We start from the raw sequence: 17,451 nt of genomic DNA on the forward strand, positions 1-17,451 counted from the left end.
AGTCAGTCCTGGATTCGTACCAAGGCTCCATCCTTAACAAGCCTTTACAAGTTTTCAGCTTTTGCAGAACAACATCCTCTGGCAAATATGGTATAACAGGCCGCAATCGCTTGTTTTCTGTCATATGTCGCTTCCCGGCGGCCAAGATAACTATAAAAAGGAAGGATGATGAAAAGCCTGATGCGTCATGCCGGTCTGAGTGTTTTGACTCTGGCCGTTCTCAGCGGCTGCGCCGCTACTGAGCCGCAACTCACCCCCCAAGAGATCACCAACACCAGCCAAACAGTACCCTTGGCAGCGCCTCCTGTGGCCGACAAGCCGTTAACTCTGAATCAAATTATGGCGGATCCCGATTGGATGGGACTCGCCCCCAAGGGTGCCTACTGGAGCGATGACAGCCACGCTGTGCTGTTCGCCCGCCAGCAGAGTGCATCTGTGCTGCGCAGTTACTATCGTCAGGGAGTGGCAGACAAACAGGCGCAGGAGCTGGCGTTGTCTGAACTGCATACAGTTTCGCAACGAGACGGTGTTCTGAGCCCGGATAAGCGCCGCAAGGCTTACATCTATCAAGGCAACCTGTTTGTGAAGGCGCTCGATAGCGGTGAGATCACTCAGTTGACCCGACAAAATACCAAGGTTGAAGGGCTGCGTTTTTTAGCGAATGGCGATCTTGCCTATTGGCAGGCGGGGCAGATATTCAGATTGCATGCAGACTCAGGCCTTGTGGAGCAGCTCGCGGATATCAAGATGGCCAAAGAGCCGGCACAGGCCCAAGAGCCGGAAACTTATCTCGCCAAGGAGCAACACAAGCTGATCCGCTATGTGGCCAAACAGCAGGAAAACGCCAAGTCTCGGGAGACATATCAGCAGCAGTTACAGAATGAAGACCCGACCCTGTCGGCCAAGCCTTGGTATCTGGGCGAGAGTGAGCAGTTGGTGGAACTGAGCCTGTCGCCGGATGGCCGCTATGTGCTGCTGGCGTTGCAGGACAAGAGCTACAACTGGCGTGGCGAGCATGACATCATGCCCAACTATCTTGGCAAAGATGGCTATGTCGATCCTGTGCCCGTGCGAGCCAGAGTCGCTGAAGACAAGGCACCGGGGCAGCGCTTGGTACTGCTGGACTTGCAGCAGCAGAGTCAGAAAGAGATAACCATCGAAGGTTTGCTCGGTTACAACCAGGATGTGTTGGCCGAGGTCAAGGCCGAAAACGCCAAGGCGAAAGGCGAGCGCTATGAAAGCAAAAAGGCCCCGCGCAAGATCCAACTGATGCAGGATTGGGGCTGGCGCCAAAGCGCTATTCAATGGCAAGACTCAGGCAAGCGCTTGGCCGTAATGCTGGAAGCCGTGGACAACAAAGACCGGTGGCTGGCCAGTGTCGATCTGGCCAAGGGCAAGCTAGTCACTGAGCACAGACTGCATGACGATGCCTGGGTCAACTATGACTACAATCAGTATGGTTGGTTACCCGGCAGCGAGACCCTTTACTACCTGTCGGAAGAGAGTGGTTATTCGCAGCTGTATCTCAAGCCGCTCGGTGGCAAGGCGCGGGCTTTGACCTCGGGCAAGTTCGTGGTCAGTGACATCACTCTGAGCCCGGATAACCGTTATATCTACTACAAGGCCAACAAAGAACACCCCGGCAAGTACAATGTTTATCGGGTTGAGATAAGTAGCGGCAAGGATGAACAACTGACCCAGTGGAATGGAGTGCTTGACTACAGCCTGAGCCCGGATGGACGTTCGCTGCTGTTGACCGCCTCCAGCCTGACCCGGCCGGATGAGCTCTATATTCAAACCATAGGCGGTGAGCTGACCCAGCTGACCCATTACACCAGCGACAGCTTCAAGAGCTATCCTTGGCAGGCGCCTGAGGTGGTTGCCGTGCCTTCCAGCCATGGCGCAGGTGAAGTCTATGCCAGGGTGTATCTGCCGGCAGGTTTCGACAAGGATCGCGCCGAATCATATCCGGCGGTGATCTTCAATCATGGTGCCGGTTATCTGCAGAATGCCCATTATGGTTTTTCCGGTTATTTCCGTGAGTTCATGTTCCATAACCTGCTGGCACAGCAGGGATATGTGGTGATGGACATGGATTATCGCGGCTCCAAAGGCTATGGCCGCGACTGGCGCACCGCCATCTACCGTAATATGGGGCATCCGGAAGTGCAAGACTTGGCCGATGGCGTCAAGTGGATGAGCCAGCATGCCAATGTTGATGCCAAGCGGGTAGGCACCTATGGTGGTTCTTACGGCGGCTTTTTGACCTTTATGGCACTGTTTACCCAACCCGAGTTGTTCCAGGCCGGCGCCGCGCTGCGGCCGGTGACCGACTGGGCTCACTATAATGCGCCCTATACCTCGAACATACTCAATACCCCGGAGGTGGATCACATTGCCTATGAACGCAGTTCGCCCATCTACCATGCCGAGGGTTTGCAAAAGCCGCTGCTGATCATGAGCGGAGTCATGGACGATAACGTATTCTTCCAGGACAGTGTCCGCCTGGTGCAGCGACTGATAGAGCTGGAAAAACCGATGTTTGAGACGGCTATCTACCCGGTGGAACCCCATGGCTTCAGGCAGCCATCAAGCTGGCTGGACGAGTATCGCCGTATCTATAAGTTGTTTGAACAAGAGCTGAAATAGTCACTTTACAGGCCTCATACGAGGCCTGTTTCTTTTTGCTATCAAGATATTGCTGATAAAGCCGCTACATATAACAATAAAGGGGCTAACATAAAAACACAGGGCCCGGACACGGGCGTGGCAGGAAGGTAACATTTTGGCCTTGTCGGTAGCGGGTGGGGTTAAACCCGGCAGTGTAATAGAGATAGAGCAGCGTCTGTATCAGCAGTTGATACTGGGCAAGCAACGCATTGACAGTGGTGGCGATAAGCTTGAACCTGAGCTGGAGGCGGTGGCTTTCAAGCTTGAGGTTGAACGCGAGGCGACTCTGGAACGGCTCGCCAGGCAGCAACAGGCCAAGGCGCTCTATCAGAAGGTGTCGGCTCAGTTAATCGAGACCCTGGCGGCAGAGCTCGGCAATCGTCTGGCCTCCATCGAAGAGGTGGCACGCCTGGCAGGCATCACAGATAAACAGATCTTGCTGCTGGAGTTATTGCTGCACCCAAGGCTTGATTTGGCGCGCATTCGCCCGGTCGTTGCCGAGCAGAGTTGGCTGGTGAGAGACTTGAGCTCTCTGGTCAACAGTCCCTCATTCAGGGCTCGCAGGCCGCAGAATCTGGATGTACAGCTGACAGATCTCAAGTTGGTGCTCAGCTATATCGGGGTTGAGAATCTGCGCATTTTAGTCCCTTACTACAGCTGTCGTTATTGGCTGCCCACAGGCCATGCCAGTCTGCTTTGGACTGTGCGCAAGCTATGGCGTTTCTCGCAGGTGCAGGGCATTGCTGCCAGAACCCTGGCCAAGTTGCATGACTTGGATGCCCCTATGCTGCATGCGGTTTCCCTGATGCAGCAACTGGGGATCTCAGTGCTGCTCTCCATGAGCGCCAAGTTGTTTGAGCAGTTGCGCGGCTCATGGCTCAGAGAGGCGAGTCGAGACAGGGATAAGGCTCTCTATGATGCCATTGCCCTGTGTGATTTCCCCGCGGCCTTGGTCTATTCCCTGGTTAAGCAGCATGCGCTATCACTCAATTGGCAACTGCCAACCCAGCTTGGGTTTGCGGATGCGGCCATGGTGACTCTGCTCAAGGAGCGGGACACGGCCCTTGGCTTCAGTCAGTTGTCAGCCAATGCGGCAGTGCTGGCCAAAGCCGATTGTTTTGCCAAGTGTTTTTTACTGGAAGAGATGCGGCAACTGGAATTCAGGGACAGGCGGATCATGATGGCGTATCATGAGCTCACGGAACAGGAACTCATTCGTCTCAAAGGCCAGAATTACCGCAAACCCGAGCTGCTTTAAGCCGTTGCGGAGCCTGTAGGCCTTCCATGGAGGAGCTATGCCCAGTTGGCAAGCCTCGGTATTGAACCGGTTGTTAACTTATGTGGCGCGGCCATCGGTCAGTCGCGGCAGCGCCAAAGTACCACTCAGTGCTATTCGTCAGCGTTTGCTGGAGATGGATCGTCGCTTGCTGGGCTGGCCGCCGGAACTCAAGGTCGAACACTGGCCGTTGAGCCACTCGCCGCTCATCCATTACCAGCTGCCGCAACCCAGAGAAGTCAGCCTCTTTTATATCCGCGGCGGAGGCTTCTGTTTCAAGACCCCCCATGCCCATGCCCGTTTCCTGGCCGATATCATGCAGCGCAGTCTGGCAGATTGTTACGTGCCCGATTATCGTCTGGCGCCGGAGCACCCGTTTCCGGCGGCCTGTGATGATGTGCTGGAAGCTTATCGGATGACGCTTGAGCATTGTGACCCGGACAAACTGGTGCTGATGGGGGACTCGGCCGGAGGCAACTTGGCCTTGAGCCTGTTGTTGCAGCTGAAACAGCTTGAGTTACCGTTGCCGAGAGCCTGCGTGTTGCTGTCTCCGGCGCTGGATCTCGGCATCACAGGCGATACCGAGCGCATTTTGGCGGCCGACGACCCCTTGTTTACCGTTGAATCCCTGCTCAGACTCAGGGGGGCGTATCTCGCCGGTAGTAACCCCATGTCTGAGCGGGTTTCGCCGCTTTATGGTTGCTTTAAGGACTTGCCGCCCATCTTGCTGCTGGCCGGTACCCGTGAGCTGTTGTTGCAGGATGCCGAGCGCCTGCAACAGGCGGTATTGCGCGACGGAGGCCGGATAGAAGCCGGTTTCTACCTCAATATGCCCCATGTCTTTCCGCTATTTGAACTCTTGCCCGAGGCCATGGAAGCCAGGGGCCAAATCGCTGCTTTTATACGCAATAATCTACTGTTATGATTGTCGTTAACTATTCAAAATAGGTGAATAGTTAACGAATTCGGTGTCAGTTGAGATTTTTTGTGACTATTTATGCCGTTAAATGGCAGATATTTGCCTGCTTAATTCTCAAACTCAGATCTTTATGCACTTATAGGCCAAGGCATTGCTCCTGCATATTGATCAAACTGGTATTTTGATCACAATTTCGCTAATAATGACACCTAAGCAACACAAGTAAGTGCAGTTTTACTCACAAATAATAAAGATTAACTGCTTAAAACGGTGGCCGACAGAGCCGCCGACAACACAAAGGATGAGAAGGAATGAGTGTAAACATGAATTTGACACGTGCCCAGTTTGATGAAGTTATGGTGCCTAATTATGCACCGTCACCCGTTATCCCGGTTCGTGGCGATGGCAGTCGTGTTTGGGATCAGGAAGGCAAAGAGTATGTCGACTTTGCCGGTGGTATTGCAGTTAACTGTTTGGGCCACTGTCATCCAGCCGCCGTTGAGGCGCTTAAGGCGCAGGGTGAAAAACTCTGGCACTTGTCCAATGTGATGACCAATGAGCCGGCACTGGCATTGGCGACCAAACTGGTTAACGCCACTTTTGCCGACAAGGTCTATTTCGCCAACTCAGGTGCCGAAGCCAATGAAGCGGCCCTGAAACTGGCCCGCCGCTATGCTCTGGATAATTTCGGCGCCGGAAAAGATCAGATTATAGCCTTCGACAAGGCCTTCCACGGCAGAACCTTCTTTACCGTCAGCGTGGGTGGCCAGGCCGCCTACTCAGATGGTTTTGGCCCCAAGCCGCAGGGGATCACACACCTGCCATTCAACGATGTTGCCGCATTGGAAGCCGCGGTGTCGGACAAGACCTGCGCCATCATGCTGGAGCCGCTGCAGGGTGAGGGCGGTATCATAAACGCCACTCCAGAGTTCCTGGCCAAGGTGCGTGAACTGGCCGACAAGCACAATGCGTTGGTGGTGTTCGATGAAGTGCAAACCGGCGTTGGTCGTACCGGCGAGCTGTATGCCTACATGGGGACAGATATAGTGCCGGACATTCTCACCACGGCCAAGGCCCTGGGCGGCGGTTTCCCCATCGCGGCCATGCTGACCACGGACAAGATTGCCGCTCATCTTAAAGTGGGCACTCATGGTTCCACCTATGGTGGTAACCCTCTGGCCTGCGCCGTCAGCAACGCGGTATTTGATCTAGTCAATACCCCCGAAGTGTTGCAGGGCGTTAAGCGTCGTGAGCAACTGCTGCGTGATGGCCTGGAAAAAATCAATTCCAAGTACCAGGTGTTTTCCGAGGTACGCGGCAAGGGACTGTTGCTCGGCGCCGTGTTGAATGAGCAGTATCAGGGACGCAGCCGTGAGTTTCTGTTGGCCTCGGTCGACAGTGGCCTGATGACACTGATGGCCGGTGCCAACGTGGTTCGTTTTACTCCTTCTTTGATCATCCCTGAAAGTGATATTGCCGAGGGTCTGGCACGCTTTGAAAAAGCGGTCGCCAAGGTGGTTGCCGCCTGATCCCCGTGGGCCCAGGCCCACTTAGCGCAATAGACTCACAGCTGCTGTTCTGACGGGCGGGCCCGACGGAGCAGCAACTGTGGATGAGTGGAGATTTAACCATGTTAATCATACGGCCTATCCGAGCCTCAGATTTCCCGGCGCTGCGCTGTATCGCCGAAGAATCGGGCCATGGATTCACCTCGCTGCCGGTCAATGATGAACTGCTGACCCGCAAGATCGCCCGTTCGGAAACCTCTTTCGCCAAGGCGGTGGAAACGCCTTTTGATGAAGGCTACCTCATGGTGCTGGAAGACACAGAGACCCAGGAGGTTGTGGGCACCTGTGGTCTGGAAGCCGCAGTGGGAATGGAAGATGCTTTCTACCATTACCGTTTGGGCACAGAGGTTTATCATTCGTCGCAGATAGAAGTACGTAACGAGGTTGAAACCCTCAGCCTGTGTCATGACTACACAGGTGCCGCCGAGCTCTGCACCCTGTTTCTGAGAGACTCCTATCGCAAGGGCAACAATGGCCGCATGCTGTCACGCAGTCGCTTTCTGTTTTTGGCCCAGCATGCCAATCGGTTCGGTGAAACTGTTATCGCCGAGATGCGCGGGGTCAGCGATGAAAACGGTAATTCCCCTTTCTACGGCTGGCTGCAGCAAAACTTCCTCGGCATAGACTTTATTCAGGCCGATTATCTCTCTGGTCTGGGGCAGAAGGCCTTTATGGCCGAGATGATGCCCCGCAGCCCTGTCTATGTCTGCCTGTTGCCCGAAGCGGCGCAGAAGGTTATCGGTGAAGTGCATACCAATACACGCCCGGCCCTGAGCCTGTTACAGGCGGAAGGTTTCCGCTGGCGCAACTATGTGGATATTTTTGATGGTGGCCCCACGGTTGAATGCAATCTGGCGGACATTCGCTCCGTGCGCGAGAGTCGCCTGCTGACGGTGCGTATCGGTGATATGCCCCAATCAAAGGACAGTTTTATTCTCTCCAACACCCATTTGGCAGACTACCGTGCCGGTTCGGCCAAGCTGGCGCTGACAGACGACAGTGAAGAAGTGATCCTGTCGAGCGAGTTGGCCGCCGCACTTTTGGTGGCAGACGGGCAATCGGTCAGGGTATTGGCAATATAGGAACAGCATAATGACACAATTTATCAAGGGCCAATGGCTCGCTGGCGAAGGCCAGGCAATGAGTTCAAGCAACCCGGCCAACGGCGAAACCCTGTGGCAGGGTAATGCCGCTACCCCGGCTCAGGTAGACGCTGCCGTTGCAGCCGCCAGAGAGGCGCAGTTTGACTGGTTTATGCTCGGCTTTGATGGCCGCCTGCAGGTGATAGAGGCCTATCGCGATCAACTGGAAGCCCATAAGGCGGAAATCGCCGACACCATAGCGCAGGAAACCGGTAAGCCACTGTGGGAAACGGCCACTGAGGCGGGTGCCATGATAGGCAAAATTGGTCTGTCGGTCGCGGCTTATCACAAGCGTACCGGCGAAACTGAAAATGAATTGCCTGCCGGGCGGGCGGTGCTGAGACACAAGCCCCACGGTGTAGTGGCGGTCTTTGGGCCTTATAACTTCCCTGGGCATCTTCCCAACGGCCATATAGTACCGGCTTTGCTGGCGGGCAATACCGTGGTATTCAAGCCATCGGAGCTGACGCCCAAAGTGGCTGAGCTGATGCTCAAGCTGTGGGAGAAAGCCGGTCTGCCCGCCGGGGTCATCAATCTGGTGCAGGGCGAAGTGGAAACCGGCAAGAGGCTGGCTTCACATCCTCAGCTTGATGGTCTGTTCTTTACCGGCAGCTCCCGCACCGGCCACTTGCTGCATCAGCAGTACGCCGGTCATCCGGGCAAGATCCTTGCCCTGGAAATGGGCGGCAACAATCCGCTCATTGTTAAAGGGATCTGTGATATCAAGGCGGCCGTGCACGAAATAATTCAATCTGCCTATATCTCCAGTGGCCAGCGCTGTACCTGTGCCCGCCGTCTCTACATAGAGAAAGGTGAGCAGGGCGATGCTTTGATTGCCGCCTTGGTTGCAGCGGTCAAAGCGATAGCTGTCGGCCCCTGGAATGCCGAACCTCAGCCCTTTATGGGCTCGATGATCTCTGAAGCAGCAGCCAAGGGAATGGTCGCGGCGCAGCGTAATCTGCAGAATCTCGGCGGGGTCTCGCTGGTGGAACTGACCCATATTGAGAGCGGTACCGGTCTGGTGTCTCCTGGGTTGATTGATGTTACCGAGGTGATTGAACTGCCGGATGAAGAGTATTTCGGACCCTTGCTGCAACTGGTGCGCTACAGCAGCTTTGACCAGGCGATTTCGCTGGCCAATGATACCCGCTATGGCCTTTCTGCCGGGTTGCTGGCCGATAGCCGTGAAGACTATGACTATTTCCTGGCACGGATTCGTGCCGGCATAGTGAACTGGAACAAGCAGATCACCGGAGCCTCTGGTGCGGCGCCATTCGGCGGTGTCGGGGCATCGGGTAACCACAGAGCCAGCGCCTTCTATGCGGCCGACTATTGTGCTTATCCCGTGGCTTCCATGGAGGCCGATGGTCTGAGTTTGCCACCATCATTGAGTCCGGGACTTAGCCTCTGACAGTGAAGGGAAGCGCAGTGGCGCTTCCCTTTTTTGAACATACCATTTGCCTTTGGGCAAACTGCATTACACAGGGAATAACCATGCATACAGATATCAATGCGCTGTTCAATGCCATGTGGCAGGACTATATCAAGATGACGCCATCGGCGGCCAAAGTGCACCAGCTGTTGGGGCAAGGCAAGGCGATTATTAACGACCATATCGCCTTGCGTACATTCAATCTGCCTAAGGTGGGCTTGGATGTGCTGGCAGCCCATTTCGAAGCGCTGGGCTATGTGGTTTGCGGCGATTATCGCTTTGAGCAGAAAAAGCTGGTGGCAAAGCACTTTGAGCATCCGGACCCGACTCAGCCCAAGGTCTTTATTTCTGAGCTGCTGGTGGAAGAGTTCAGCCCAGAGTTGCAGCAGCGGGTTGCCGACTTGGTTGAGCAGATCCCAACCCAGGCGTTGACCGCAGATAACTTTACTTATTCAGGCAGACACTGGCAGCTTGACTATGACACCTACCAAGCCCTGCTCGCCGAGAGTGAGTATGCTGCCTGGGTTGCCGCTTTTGGTTATCGTGCCAACCACTTTACCGTGTTTGTGAACCATCTGGCCGAGTTCAGCACCCTGGCTGCCGTGAATACCGCGCTCAAGGAGGCGGGGTTTACCCTCAACAGTGTTGGCGGTGAGATCAAAGGATCAGCTGAAGTCTTGCTGGAACAGTCTTCCACCATGGCCGACAGAATCCCCGTCGCCTTCGATGACAAGACGGTAGAGATCCCCAGTTGTTTCTATGAATTTGCCCTGCGTTATCCCAAAGCCGATGGTGAACTCTATACCGGCTTTGTTGCGGCCTCGGCAGATAAGATTTTTGAGAGCACTAACGTCAAAGCATAGCATTGCTTAAACTTTTATAAATGGCCTCCTTAATTAGGGAGGCCTTTTTTTATAAACAAAACGACATGCTTAATATATTGATGCGTTAATGTGTTTGTTGTGTTTTAAATATGTTTTTCATTGGTGTTTTTTATGCTGTGTTAATTTGTTTTTATGATGTTTTTTATGACGTACACCCAGTTTTTAATCTATTTAGACTAGTCATTAAGTATTGTTGTTGATTGTAAGGTTTTTCACGCCTATGCTTGTTTACATACGTAACAATATGTATTGAGTGCATTAGAATCAATATCGAGACGCTATTCCCCTTGGAACAGCGAAAAAAACATGAACGAGAGAAAAAAGTCGAATAGTAAATTGCTGAGCTTGGTTAAATTTGTCATGCCTTTGCTATTGTTCTTGGCTTTTTCTAATGCAGCGATATCTAATGAGTTTGAAGAAGTTAATACACTGATATCTATTGCCAAACAGAACACATCACAGGTAAATCAGCTGGCAATCTATTCTCTTTCCTTGCCTTGTATTATGGCCGTTAAACTGGCTGACAATGCCGTCTTGGCCGAAGTGTTTAAATTTATTGCCGTCAGTTGGTTTATTTTGTTTTTCTGCGGGCCCCGTATACCCAACCTGGGGGTCCCGCAACTTTCCTTTGATTGGATGCCCTATTGGGCGCAATTACTCCTCGAATGGGTAAAACCTATTTGTGGCAGTACCTCTTAGACTGGAATTATCTCCAGATTAATTCGTTTTAAATAAATTAAGGCTTTTAAATATGAGATCCGGTAAATATCACCGCGATCTGGCCTTGTCACGCATAATAAAAAGTAAAAAAGCAAAGACGAGCTTCCCTTTGCTGGGCTTACTATTGCTTGCGGGACAAGCTCAGGCGGTTAATGAGTTTGAACTCAAACAGGAAGAATTCGGCGAATGGACTGCCTATTTTAATGCGTCTTATACCCGCAATGTCTACAGTGAGTCGGCCTTCGATGCGTATCGGGCTTATAGTCTGGATGCCAGGGTCGATTACAACAGTGATTGGGGCAGTGTGCTGCTGACTTTTGGCGGTGAAAAAGAGACGCTGCACGGTAAGGAGTCGAGCTTTTTTGACCCCTTGCTTGAGTATAGGACGCCACTCTATTCCCTGACCAATACTCTCTCGCTCAAGGGCAGTGTCGGTGTCTATCTGCCAGCGGGACATTACAGCAAGCTGGATAGACTGGAGTATGCCCCCAGAGTGGCGGCTTATCTCTTCTATCGTCCTGAGGGCAACTTCAGCTTCTACCTGTCTCCCAGATACAGGTACAACGCCTACAAGTACAAGACCGCCGGTGAGCGGGTGCTGATTGAACATCAGGTCGATCTGGTGGCCGATGCCTATTGGCAGTTTGCCAGTAATTGGTACCTGGATATCAGCGGTCGCTATCGGATGTCGAAGAATTACCGTGGTCGTCGTATGGATGACCAATTCACCTTTGCCCAGGAACTGGGATGGATGCCTGCCGAGAGTTGGACATTGGCCATTGGCCATAACAACAGCGGTCGTTTCTACCACCCGGAACTGGGGCCTTCAGAAGGATTTGAGCTGTATGACAAGCGCAGCTCCACCTTCTATTTCTCAGTAACAAAATACCTATAAACTCAATTTATTCAGAGGATTAAATGAAGAAGTCAAGTCTGAGCCTGGCGATAGCAGCCAGCCTGGCACTCGCAGGATGTGGGGCAGGAGAAGAACCGTACAAGGAGTTGCCCAAAGATGAGAAACAGATTAGCAGCGACTCGATAGAGAAGGCCGGTGAGCGCCAATACCTCTATATCCGCAGTGTCGGCAAGGCGCCGCGTTATGCCGCCGCTATCCGCGGCTTCAGCCAGGGGGATCCCAAGTTGGTGACCCTGCACAAGACAGAGAATGGTATTCAGGTTCGCCAGTTGGACCGGGACGCCATAGGTCTTGGTCATAACAGCCGCTACCAGGAGGGCATCAACCAGGCCCCGGTACTGACCATCCCAGGTGAGTACATAGACTTCAGATGTACCGAAGACAAGTGGCGTGAATGCATCAACGTCGAGCAGGTCAATACAGATGCCAACCTGACCTGGCAGGACAAGCGCTTCTTTGTGCCTGACTTTGCCGACACCAAGATTGCCGAGCTGGGGATCAACGATATCTTTATGTTTGGTGAGTGTGTCACCGAAACTGAATCCCCAAAACTGGTCAATGCCGGAGCCTACAAAGGCTATGAAATGGACCTGGACAAGGGCGTAATCAACTTCGAGATTGAACACACCTATCAGGCATCGGGCCAGTGTTTCAATCAGTTTTACGGTGGCAATCTGGATAATCTGTCGTTCACCACCACGGAATTTATCTCCATAGTGGCGCTGGATCAGCTTGCCAGTGAAGATTATCAAGCCATTCCTTACAGCGAGCATGAGAAGGGCACCTTTGGTTTCTTCAACTCCAGTCACAGCTATCGGGACAGAACCGACTCAGAAGGGGTGGATGGCTATGTTCGTACCTACCTGAACCGCTTCAACCCGGCTAAGGGTGAGTTGGTGTACTACTTGTCCAACAACTTCTATGAAGCCAAGAACAAGCCTTTCCTGGATGCGGCTATCGAATCTGTGACCGCGATGAATATCGCCAACAGCCGTTATCATACCGGCTTGCCACAGATTAAGCTGGAGCAGGCGGGCGATAAACGCCATGGCGATCTGCGTTATAACCATATCACTCTGTTTGATGAGCCTCTGGATAACGGTCTGGCCGGTTACGGTCCTTCAGCAGCCAACCCACTGACAGGGGAGATTGTCAGCGCCAGGGTTAACCAATACAGCTCCAACCTCAAGCAAGGCGCGGTGCGTTACTATCGGCAACTGATGCTGGATTATAACCGCGGCAAGCTGAATGCGGCTTCGGTCGAAGCGCTCACCGGCGTGCCTTATCAGCAAGCCGTGGTTAAGCCAGCGGCTTCCACCACATTGCAAGCTGTGCCTGCGGCGCTGGACAAGCCCGCCGATGTGATGGTGGCGGCCATTCCGGCCGCTTTGCCACTTAAACCTGCCGAGCAGCAGTTCAACGCCTTGGCCGATTTCGATGAAGCCAGCCGTGACTATTGGTCCGAGCATACTTTGATGCATGTCGACACTGTGTTTGCCGCAGGTGGTCAGCAAAGAATGCTGCCGGCCGGCGTCAAGGATCACAAGATTGATTGGCAGAATGCCGAGTTGTGGGTCAATGGTGATGTTGGCGGTAAGCTGCAGGCATTCGAGAATCTGAGCCTGGACCTGCAGGATAGCCTGAGCACGGCGCTGGCCGCCCAGGCCTTTGCCGGTACCCTGACCCATGAACTGGGCCACAACTTCGGCTTGAGACACAACTTCGCCGGTAGCCGCGATGGTGACAACACCTTCAGCCAACAGGAATTGGAAACCCTGAACCAGGCCTTTGCCGGTGCCGGTTATCCTGATCTGAAAGTGAACGCCGAGTTCTCCAGCCAGATGGACTATAACGTCAACCGTTTTGCCACGACATTTGAGCCCTATGACCTGGCGGCGCTGCGTTTCGGTTATGCCCGTGAAGTCGAGGCTGACAGCGGTGACTTTGTCTCCCTCAAAGCGGAAGATGCCAAGCGTCGTGAGGAGCTGCAAAAAGGAGTGCTCCAGGGCGAGACACGTTTCGGCGCGCTCTACAACATTGCCCGCGACCACAAGCTGCGCAGCTATGCCTTCTGTACTGACGAACATGTGTCGCTCAACAGCAACTGTAACCGCAGTGATGCCGGTCAGAACCTGGATGACATCGCCCAGTTCTATATCGACAGATATCAGGACAGCTATGAAACCAGTAACCTGAGACATAACCGTCAGTCGCTTTATGAAGACCACAGCCTGGGTTACACCATTGCCCGCAAGCGTCAGTTTGATGAGATCCGCCAGTTTATTGAAGATGTCAGCTTCCTCGAGGGGATCTTTGACTTGCCGGAAAATTTCTTCGCTAATGACTGTCAGGTGAAAGCCGCAGCCGGCCAAGATAGCTGGTATTGTGCCAACCAAAGGGCGATGAACAAGGCGGCCGACCTGTTCCTGCGCCTTGCCGGTGAGAACGATGCCGTGGTAGATGTCACCTTCCGCACCGAAGATGGTCAGGCAGCCCTGAGACAGCAGTACAACTTTGCCAAGTTGTTGGAGCAGTATCGCTTCAAGAGCGCCGACATGACCATGAAGTTTGCTCCGGGTGAAGTGATCAGCCGGTTTGCCGACTCTCCAGAGGCATTGAAGGAACTGATTATCAACTATGGTATCAAGGAAGAGTTCCGGGATATGCTGAGCGCCGATGTTACCTTCGCCGGTCGTTTGCTGAACGGGATCAAGGCGCCTGAAGGCTCGCCCAACCATCCTTACGTCAACGAGCGTGATGTGCTTGGGGTATGGCCGGACAAACTGCTGGCAGTGCGTGCCTTGGTAAGTCGCACGACGCCGAGATCGACTTCCAGCCGTGGTCACAAGGCGCTGGTGGATCTGCCACAAACCGGCAAGCTGTTCGAAGATATGCTTTGCCGCATGGCGCTGGGTAATGGCCCGGATCTGGTCAGCAATGGCAAGCCTTTGTTTGCCGATGCCTGCAACAGCAGCCCTGAGCTGGAAACGTATCTGCCTTACTACAGCGATTTTGCCAGCCAGAGCATAGAGCCTCTGCCCAATTATGACCGCACAGTATCACGCTTCTTCGGCTTTGATACCGTCAATGGTCAGCCCAAAGGCAAGAGCAACCTGCTGCAGATGATGCTGAGACAAGTGGTGTTGGCCTCGGTCGACAGCGATTATCAGGGTGAGCAGAAGGCCAGGGTATGGCGTGAATATGTTGGTATTCATCAGGCTGCCCCTGGGCTGGATATGCAGGCCCAAGTGTCCCTGAACGGTAAAATCTATGCCGCGACCGCCGAGAATAAGTTGGCGCTGGCGCTGATTGCCCGCATCAAAGAAGTGCAGCAGTTTATCGCCTCGGCTTCTCCTGAACTGCTGGCACAGCAGCTCAAGGGCGGCACTGTGGGTGAGATACTCAATGGTCAATTGAGCCGTGACCGCCTGGCTCTGAGCTACCTGCCAGTGCTTGATTGAGCCAAGGGCTGACAGCTTGATAGCAGAGAACCCAGCCTAGGCTGGGTTCTCTATTTTTGTTTGAGGGGCCAGGTTAACCTTCAGGCCTTAAAGGTCAGTGAAACCTTGAGTCCACCCAGTGCCGGGCTCTTGCCGAAGTCGATATCCAACTGATATTGCTCGGCAATATCCTTGACTATCGATAACCCCAGCCCATGACCATTGATCTCTTCATCCAGGCGATTGCCGCGGCGGGTGAGGGTTTGCATGTTTTCCTTTGCCACCCCGGGGCCATCATCCTCGACGCTGACATATACCTGCCCCTGATGTTGCCATACCCTTACCAATACCAGGCTAGAGGCCCACTTATAGGCGTTATCAAGTAGGTTACCGAGCAGCTCCATGCCGTCTTCTCTGTGGATTGGCAGCCTGGGAATGCCATCACTGATATCGAAGCGCCAACTGATTTGCTTGTATCTATGTACCTTATCCAAGGTCTGGCACAGGCTTTCCAGATCTCTTGGCAGTACCAGCTGCGCCGCCGGCAGCATATCGCCGGTTATTCGCGCCGCCGCCAGTTTACGCTCTATCATTTTGTGGATCTGATCCAGTTGTTGCTCCAGTGCCCTGGCGGTATCGGGATCTTTCAGCCCCAGCGCTTCTACCTGCTGGCGCATCACTGCCAGTGGCGTCTTCAGACCGTGGCTGAGATTGCCAAGGTTGTTGCGGCTGCGTTGAATTTGATTACTCGTGTATTCGAGCAACTCGTTGTAGGTCTCGGCTAGGGGTTTGACTTCTGGGGGAATGGTCTCCAGCGACAACGAGTTGATCTCCCCCTCTCTGAGTTTGGCCAGCGCCTGTTTTATCTGCTTCACCGGCTTGAAGGATTGCCGCAATACCAGAAATATCCCCAGGATCATTGCCAGCAGCATGGCCAGGTTGACACTCAGTTTGGTGCCATAAACCTCGGTAAATACCTTGCGGCCTATACTGAGATCCTGCGCCACTGTCAGAGTGGCATTGATCTTCTTACTACTGGAGGTCAGCCCCAATGACAACAACTGAATGTCGTGATTTTGTGGCCCTTTGGTTTGCCAGGCGCGGGTTTGCCCCGGCTCCAACTGCACTATTTCCAGGCGTTGATCCCATAAGGAGCGGGAGCGGATCTCCCGATCCGGCAGATTGAGCTGGTAGTAGCGCCCGGAATAGGCGGGTTTGTAGAAGCCGGAAAGCAGGCTCTGATCTATCAGGATCTCACCGTCATTGAGGTGAGTGGCCAGTGCCACCTGTTCCAGATCTTCTTGCAAGCGGTTGATGATAGAGTCGTGAAATGCCTGGCGCAGCATGGACTCCATAAACGCCAGGCCTATCAGGGTACTCAGTAACACCAGTGCTGTCAGCCACAGGCTCAGCTTGGTGCGGATGGACATCATCAGGATTGGCTGCCGTGAAAGATATAACCTTGGCCGCGACGGGTTTCTATCGCTGTCTTACCCAGTTTCTTGCGCAGATGGGTGACATAGACCTCGACCACATTGCTCTCTTTCTCATCGTCAAACTGGTACAGCTTATCTGTGATCTGCGCCTTGGAAAGCAGTTTCTTGGGCGACATCAAGAAAATTCGCAGCAAGCGAAACTCCATGGCAGTCAGGTCGAAATGTTGTCCATTGACTGTCACCGCCTGTTCGGCTTCATCCAGACTGACGCCGCCGAAGTTCAATTGCTTGCCAGGCACAGTAGCACGGCCATGGGTACGGTGGATAATTGCCTGCAGTCTGGCCAACAGTTCCTGGGTGTGAAAGGGTTTACCCAGGTAGTCATCGGCACCTGCATTGAAGCCTTCGACCTTTTCATGCCACTGACTGCGAGCTGTCAGCATAATCACAGGAGTGGTCAGTCCCTGCTGACGCCATTTTTCCAGCAACTGCAAGCCGTTGCCATCGGGCAGGCCGATATCGAGAATGATGCAGTCATACTGGGTTTCTTTGACCAGATAGTCGGCTTCTATGGCTTTGTCGGTGACATCCGTGACATAGCCTGCTTGTTTTAATTGTTTTGCCAGTTCTTCAACCAGCAGGGCGTTATCTTCAACGAGTAGCAGTTTCATTGGGACGACATTCGCTCGGTAATGGGGTTAGGTCATCGTATAAACCTGTGCCTGCATTCAGGCTCAGGCTGACGATATGGCCATGTTCGACTTTTATCTGCAAATCATAACGCCATTCACCCTCTTTCTGATAGAGATGAGCGTCAATCAATTTGCCATGGCACACCCATTGTAGCTGAGAGAGAGTGGCATCCAAGGAGAGAATCGTCCCGGATTTCACTAATTCCTTGGCGATATCGTGATCGGGTTCCAGGTGGGGACTTGCCACTTCAGCCTTTGCAGTACTCAAAGTCAGGCTAATAAAGCAAACGAAAAATAGCCCTCTCAATTGATGCTCCTGAAAAACAAAAGTGGCCAAGGTTATTTACCTTGGCCAC

Annotated in this window: 13 protein-coding genes; 10 read left to right on the plus strand and 3 right to left on the minus strand. The window is 53.4% G+C overall.

Going from position 1 to position 17,451, the window contains the following annotated elements; translation table 11 throughout:
- Window positions 1–168 precede the first annotated feature (168 nt).
- The 10 genes from WKR14_RS03580 to WKR14_RS03625 all read left to right on the plus strand — a co-directional run bounded on the left by WKR14_RS03580 (window position 169) and on the right by WKR14_RS03625 (window position 14,988).
- The gene (locus WKR14_RS03580) at window positions 169–2,649 is read left to right on the plus strand and encodes a S9 family peptidase (RefSeq protein WP_339087728.1); all 2,481 of its coding nucleotides are present in this window, start codon (window positions 169–171) and stop codon (window positions 2,647–2,649) included.
- Between the two features lie 136 nt (window positions 2,650–2,785).
- Complete coding sequence (locus WKR14_RS03585) at window positions 2,786–3,928, plus strand: HDOD domain-containing protein (protein WP_101056776.1); 1,143 nt, start codon at window positions 2,786–2,788, stop codon at window positions 3,926–3,928.
- A 37-nt stretch (window positions 3,929–3,965) separates the two neighbouring features.
- Window positions 3,966–4,871, plus strand: coding sequence for an alpha/beta hydrolase (locus WKR14_RS03590; RefSeq protein WP_335923557.1), 906 nt, complete (start codon window positions 3,966–3,968; stop codon window positions 4,869–4,871).
- A 305-nt stretch (window positions 4,872–5,176) separates the two neighbouring features.
- A complete protein-coding gene (locus WKR14_RS03595; protein ID WP_339087384.1) occupies window positions 5,177–6,394 on the plus strand; it encodes an aspartate aminotransferase family protein in 1,218 nt (405 codons plus the stop codon).
- Between the two features lie 101 nt (window positions 6,395–6,495).
- Window positions 6,496–7,515: an arginine N-succinyltransferase gene (gene astA / locus WKR14_RS03600; protein WP_039035546.1), complete on the plus strand. Its 1,020-nt coding sequence runs from the start codon at window positions 6,496–6,498 to the stop codon at window positions 7,513–7,515.
- Between the two features lie 10 nt (window positions 7,516–7,525).
- On the plus strand, window positions 7,526–8,986 hold the full coding sequence (gene astD / locus WKR14_RS03605) for a succinylglutamate-semialdehyde dehydrogenase (RefSeq protein WP_339087385.1): 1,461 nt from the start codon (window positions 7,526–7,528) through the stop codon (window positions 8,984–8,986).
- An 83-nt stretch (window positions 8,987–9,069) separates the two neighbouring features.
- Window positions 9,070–9,870: a DUF1338 domain-containing protein gene (locus WKR14_RS03610; RefSeq protein WP_339087386.1), complete on the plus strand. Its 801-nt coding sequence runs from the start codon at window positions 9,070–9,072 to the stop codon at window positions 9,868–9,870.
- Between the two features lie 327 nt (window positions 9,871–10,197).
- The gene (locus tag WKR14_RS03615) at window positions 10,198–10,590 is read left to right on the plus strand and encodes a hypothetical protein (protein ID WP_339087387.1); all 393 of its coding nucleotides are present in this window, start codon (window positions 10,198–10,200) and stop codon (window positions 10,588–10,590) included.
- 52 nt (window positions 10,591–10,642) lie between these two features.
- On the plus strand, window positions 10,643–11,506 hold the full coding sequence (locus tag WKR14_RS03620) for a hypothetical protein (protein ID WP_206194653.1): 864 nt from the start codon (window positions 10,643–10,645) through the stop codon (window positions 11,504–11,506).
- 23 nt (window positions 11,507–11,529) lie between these two features.
- Window positions 11,530–14,988: a zinc-dependent metalloprotease gene (locus tag WKR14_RS03625; protein WP_339087388.1), complete on the plus strand. Its 3,459-nt coding sequence runs from the start codon at window positions 11,530–11,532 to the stop codon at window positions 14,986–14,988.
- Between the two features lie 80 nt (window positions 14,989–15,068).
- Here the strand turns inward: WKR14_RS03625 and WKR14_RS03630 are convergent, their stop codons facing one another.
- The 3 genes from WKR14_RS03630 to WKR14_RS03640 are packed head-to-tail and all read right to left on the minus strand — an operon-like array spanning window position 15,069 to window position 17,402.
- A complete protein-coding gene (locus tag WKR14_RS03630; RefSeq protein ID WP_165564482.1) occupies window positions 15,069–16,400 on the minus strand; it encodes an ATP-binding protein in 1,332 nt (443 codons plus the stop codon).
- The gene (locus WKR14_RS03635) at window positions 16,400–17,074 is read right to left on the minus strand and encodes a response regulator transcription factor (RefSeq protein ID WP_101056768.1); all 675 of its coding nucleotides are present in this window, start codon (window positions 17,072–17,074) and stop codon (window positions 16,400–16,402) included. Before WKR14_RS03635 ends, WKR14_RS03630 begins: the two co-directional genes overlap by 1 nt.
- A complete protein-coding gene (locus WKR14_RS03640; protein WP_101056767.1) occupies window positions 17,055–17,402 on the minus strand; it encodes a PepSY domain-containing protein in 348 nt (115 codons plus the stop codon). Before WKR14_RS03640 ends, WKR14_RS03635 begins: the two co-directional genes overlap by 20 nt.
- Between the last annotated feature and the right edge of the window lie 49 nt (window positions 17,403–17,451).

Origin of the sequence: Shewanella chilikensis (assembly GCF_037953065.1) — a bacterium.
In the GTDB taxonomy this organism is placed as follows: Bacteria; Pseudomonadota; Gammaproteobacteria; order Enterobacterales; family Shewanellaceae; genus Shewanella; species Shewanella chilikensis.

Coding starts and splice junctions, on each gene's coding strand:
- WKR14_RS03580 (WP_339087728.1), top strand. CDS start 169: ATGAAAAGCCTGATGCGTCATGCCGGTCTGAGTGTTTTGACTCTGGCC.
- WKR14_RS03625 (WP_339087388.1), top strand. CDS start 11,530: ATGAAGAAGTCAAGTCTGAGCCTGGCGATAGCAGCCAGCCTGGCACTC.
- WKR14_RS03630 (WP_165564482.1), bottom strand. CDS start 16,400: ATGATGTCCATCCGCACCAAGCTGAGCCTGTGGCTGACAGCACTGGTG.
- WKR14_RS03590 (WP_335923557.1), top strand. CDS start 3,966: ATGCCCAGTTGGCAAGCCTCGGTATTGAACCGGTTGTTAACTTATGTG.
- astA (WP_039035546.1), top strand. CDS start 6,496: ATGTTAATCATACGGCCTATCCGAGCCTCAGATTTCCCGGCGCTGCGC.
- WKR14_RS03595 (WP_339087384.1), top strand. CDS start 5,177: ATGAGTGTAAACATGAATTTGACACGTGCCCAGTTTGATGAAGTTATG.
- WKR14_RS03620 (WP_206194653.1), top strand. CDS start 10,643: ATGAGATCCGGTAAATATCACCGCGATCTGGCCTTGTCACGCATAATA.
- WKR14_RS03610 (WP_339087386.1), top strand. CDS start 9,070: ATGCATACAGATATCAATGCGCTGTTCAATGCCATGTGGCAGGACTAT.
- WKR14_RS03615 (WP_339087387.1), top strand. CDS start 10,198: ATGAACGAGAGAAAAAAGTCGAATAGTAAATTGCTGAGCTTGGTTAAA.
- WKR14_RS03635 (WP_101056768.1), bottom strand. CDS start 17,074: ATGAAACTGCTACTCGTTGAAGATAACGCCCTGCTGGTTGAAGAACTG.
- astD (WP_339087385.1), top strand. CDS start 7,526: ATGACACAATTTATCAAGGGCCAATGGCTCGCTGGCGAAGGCCAGGCA.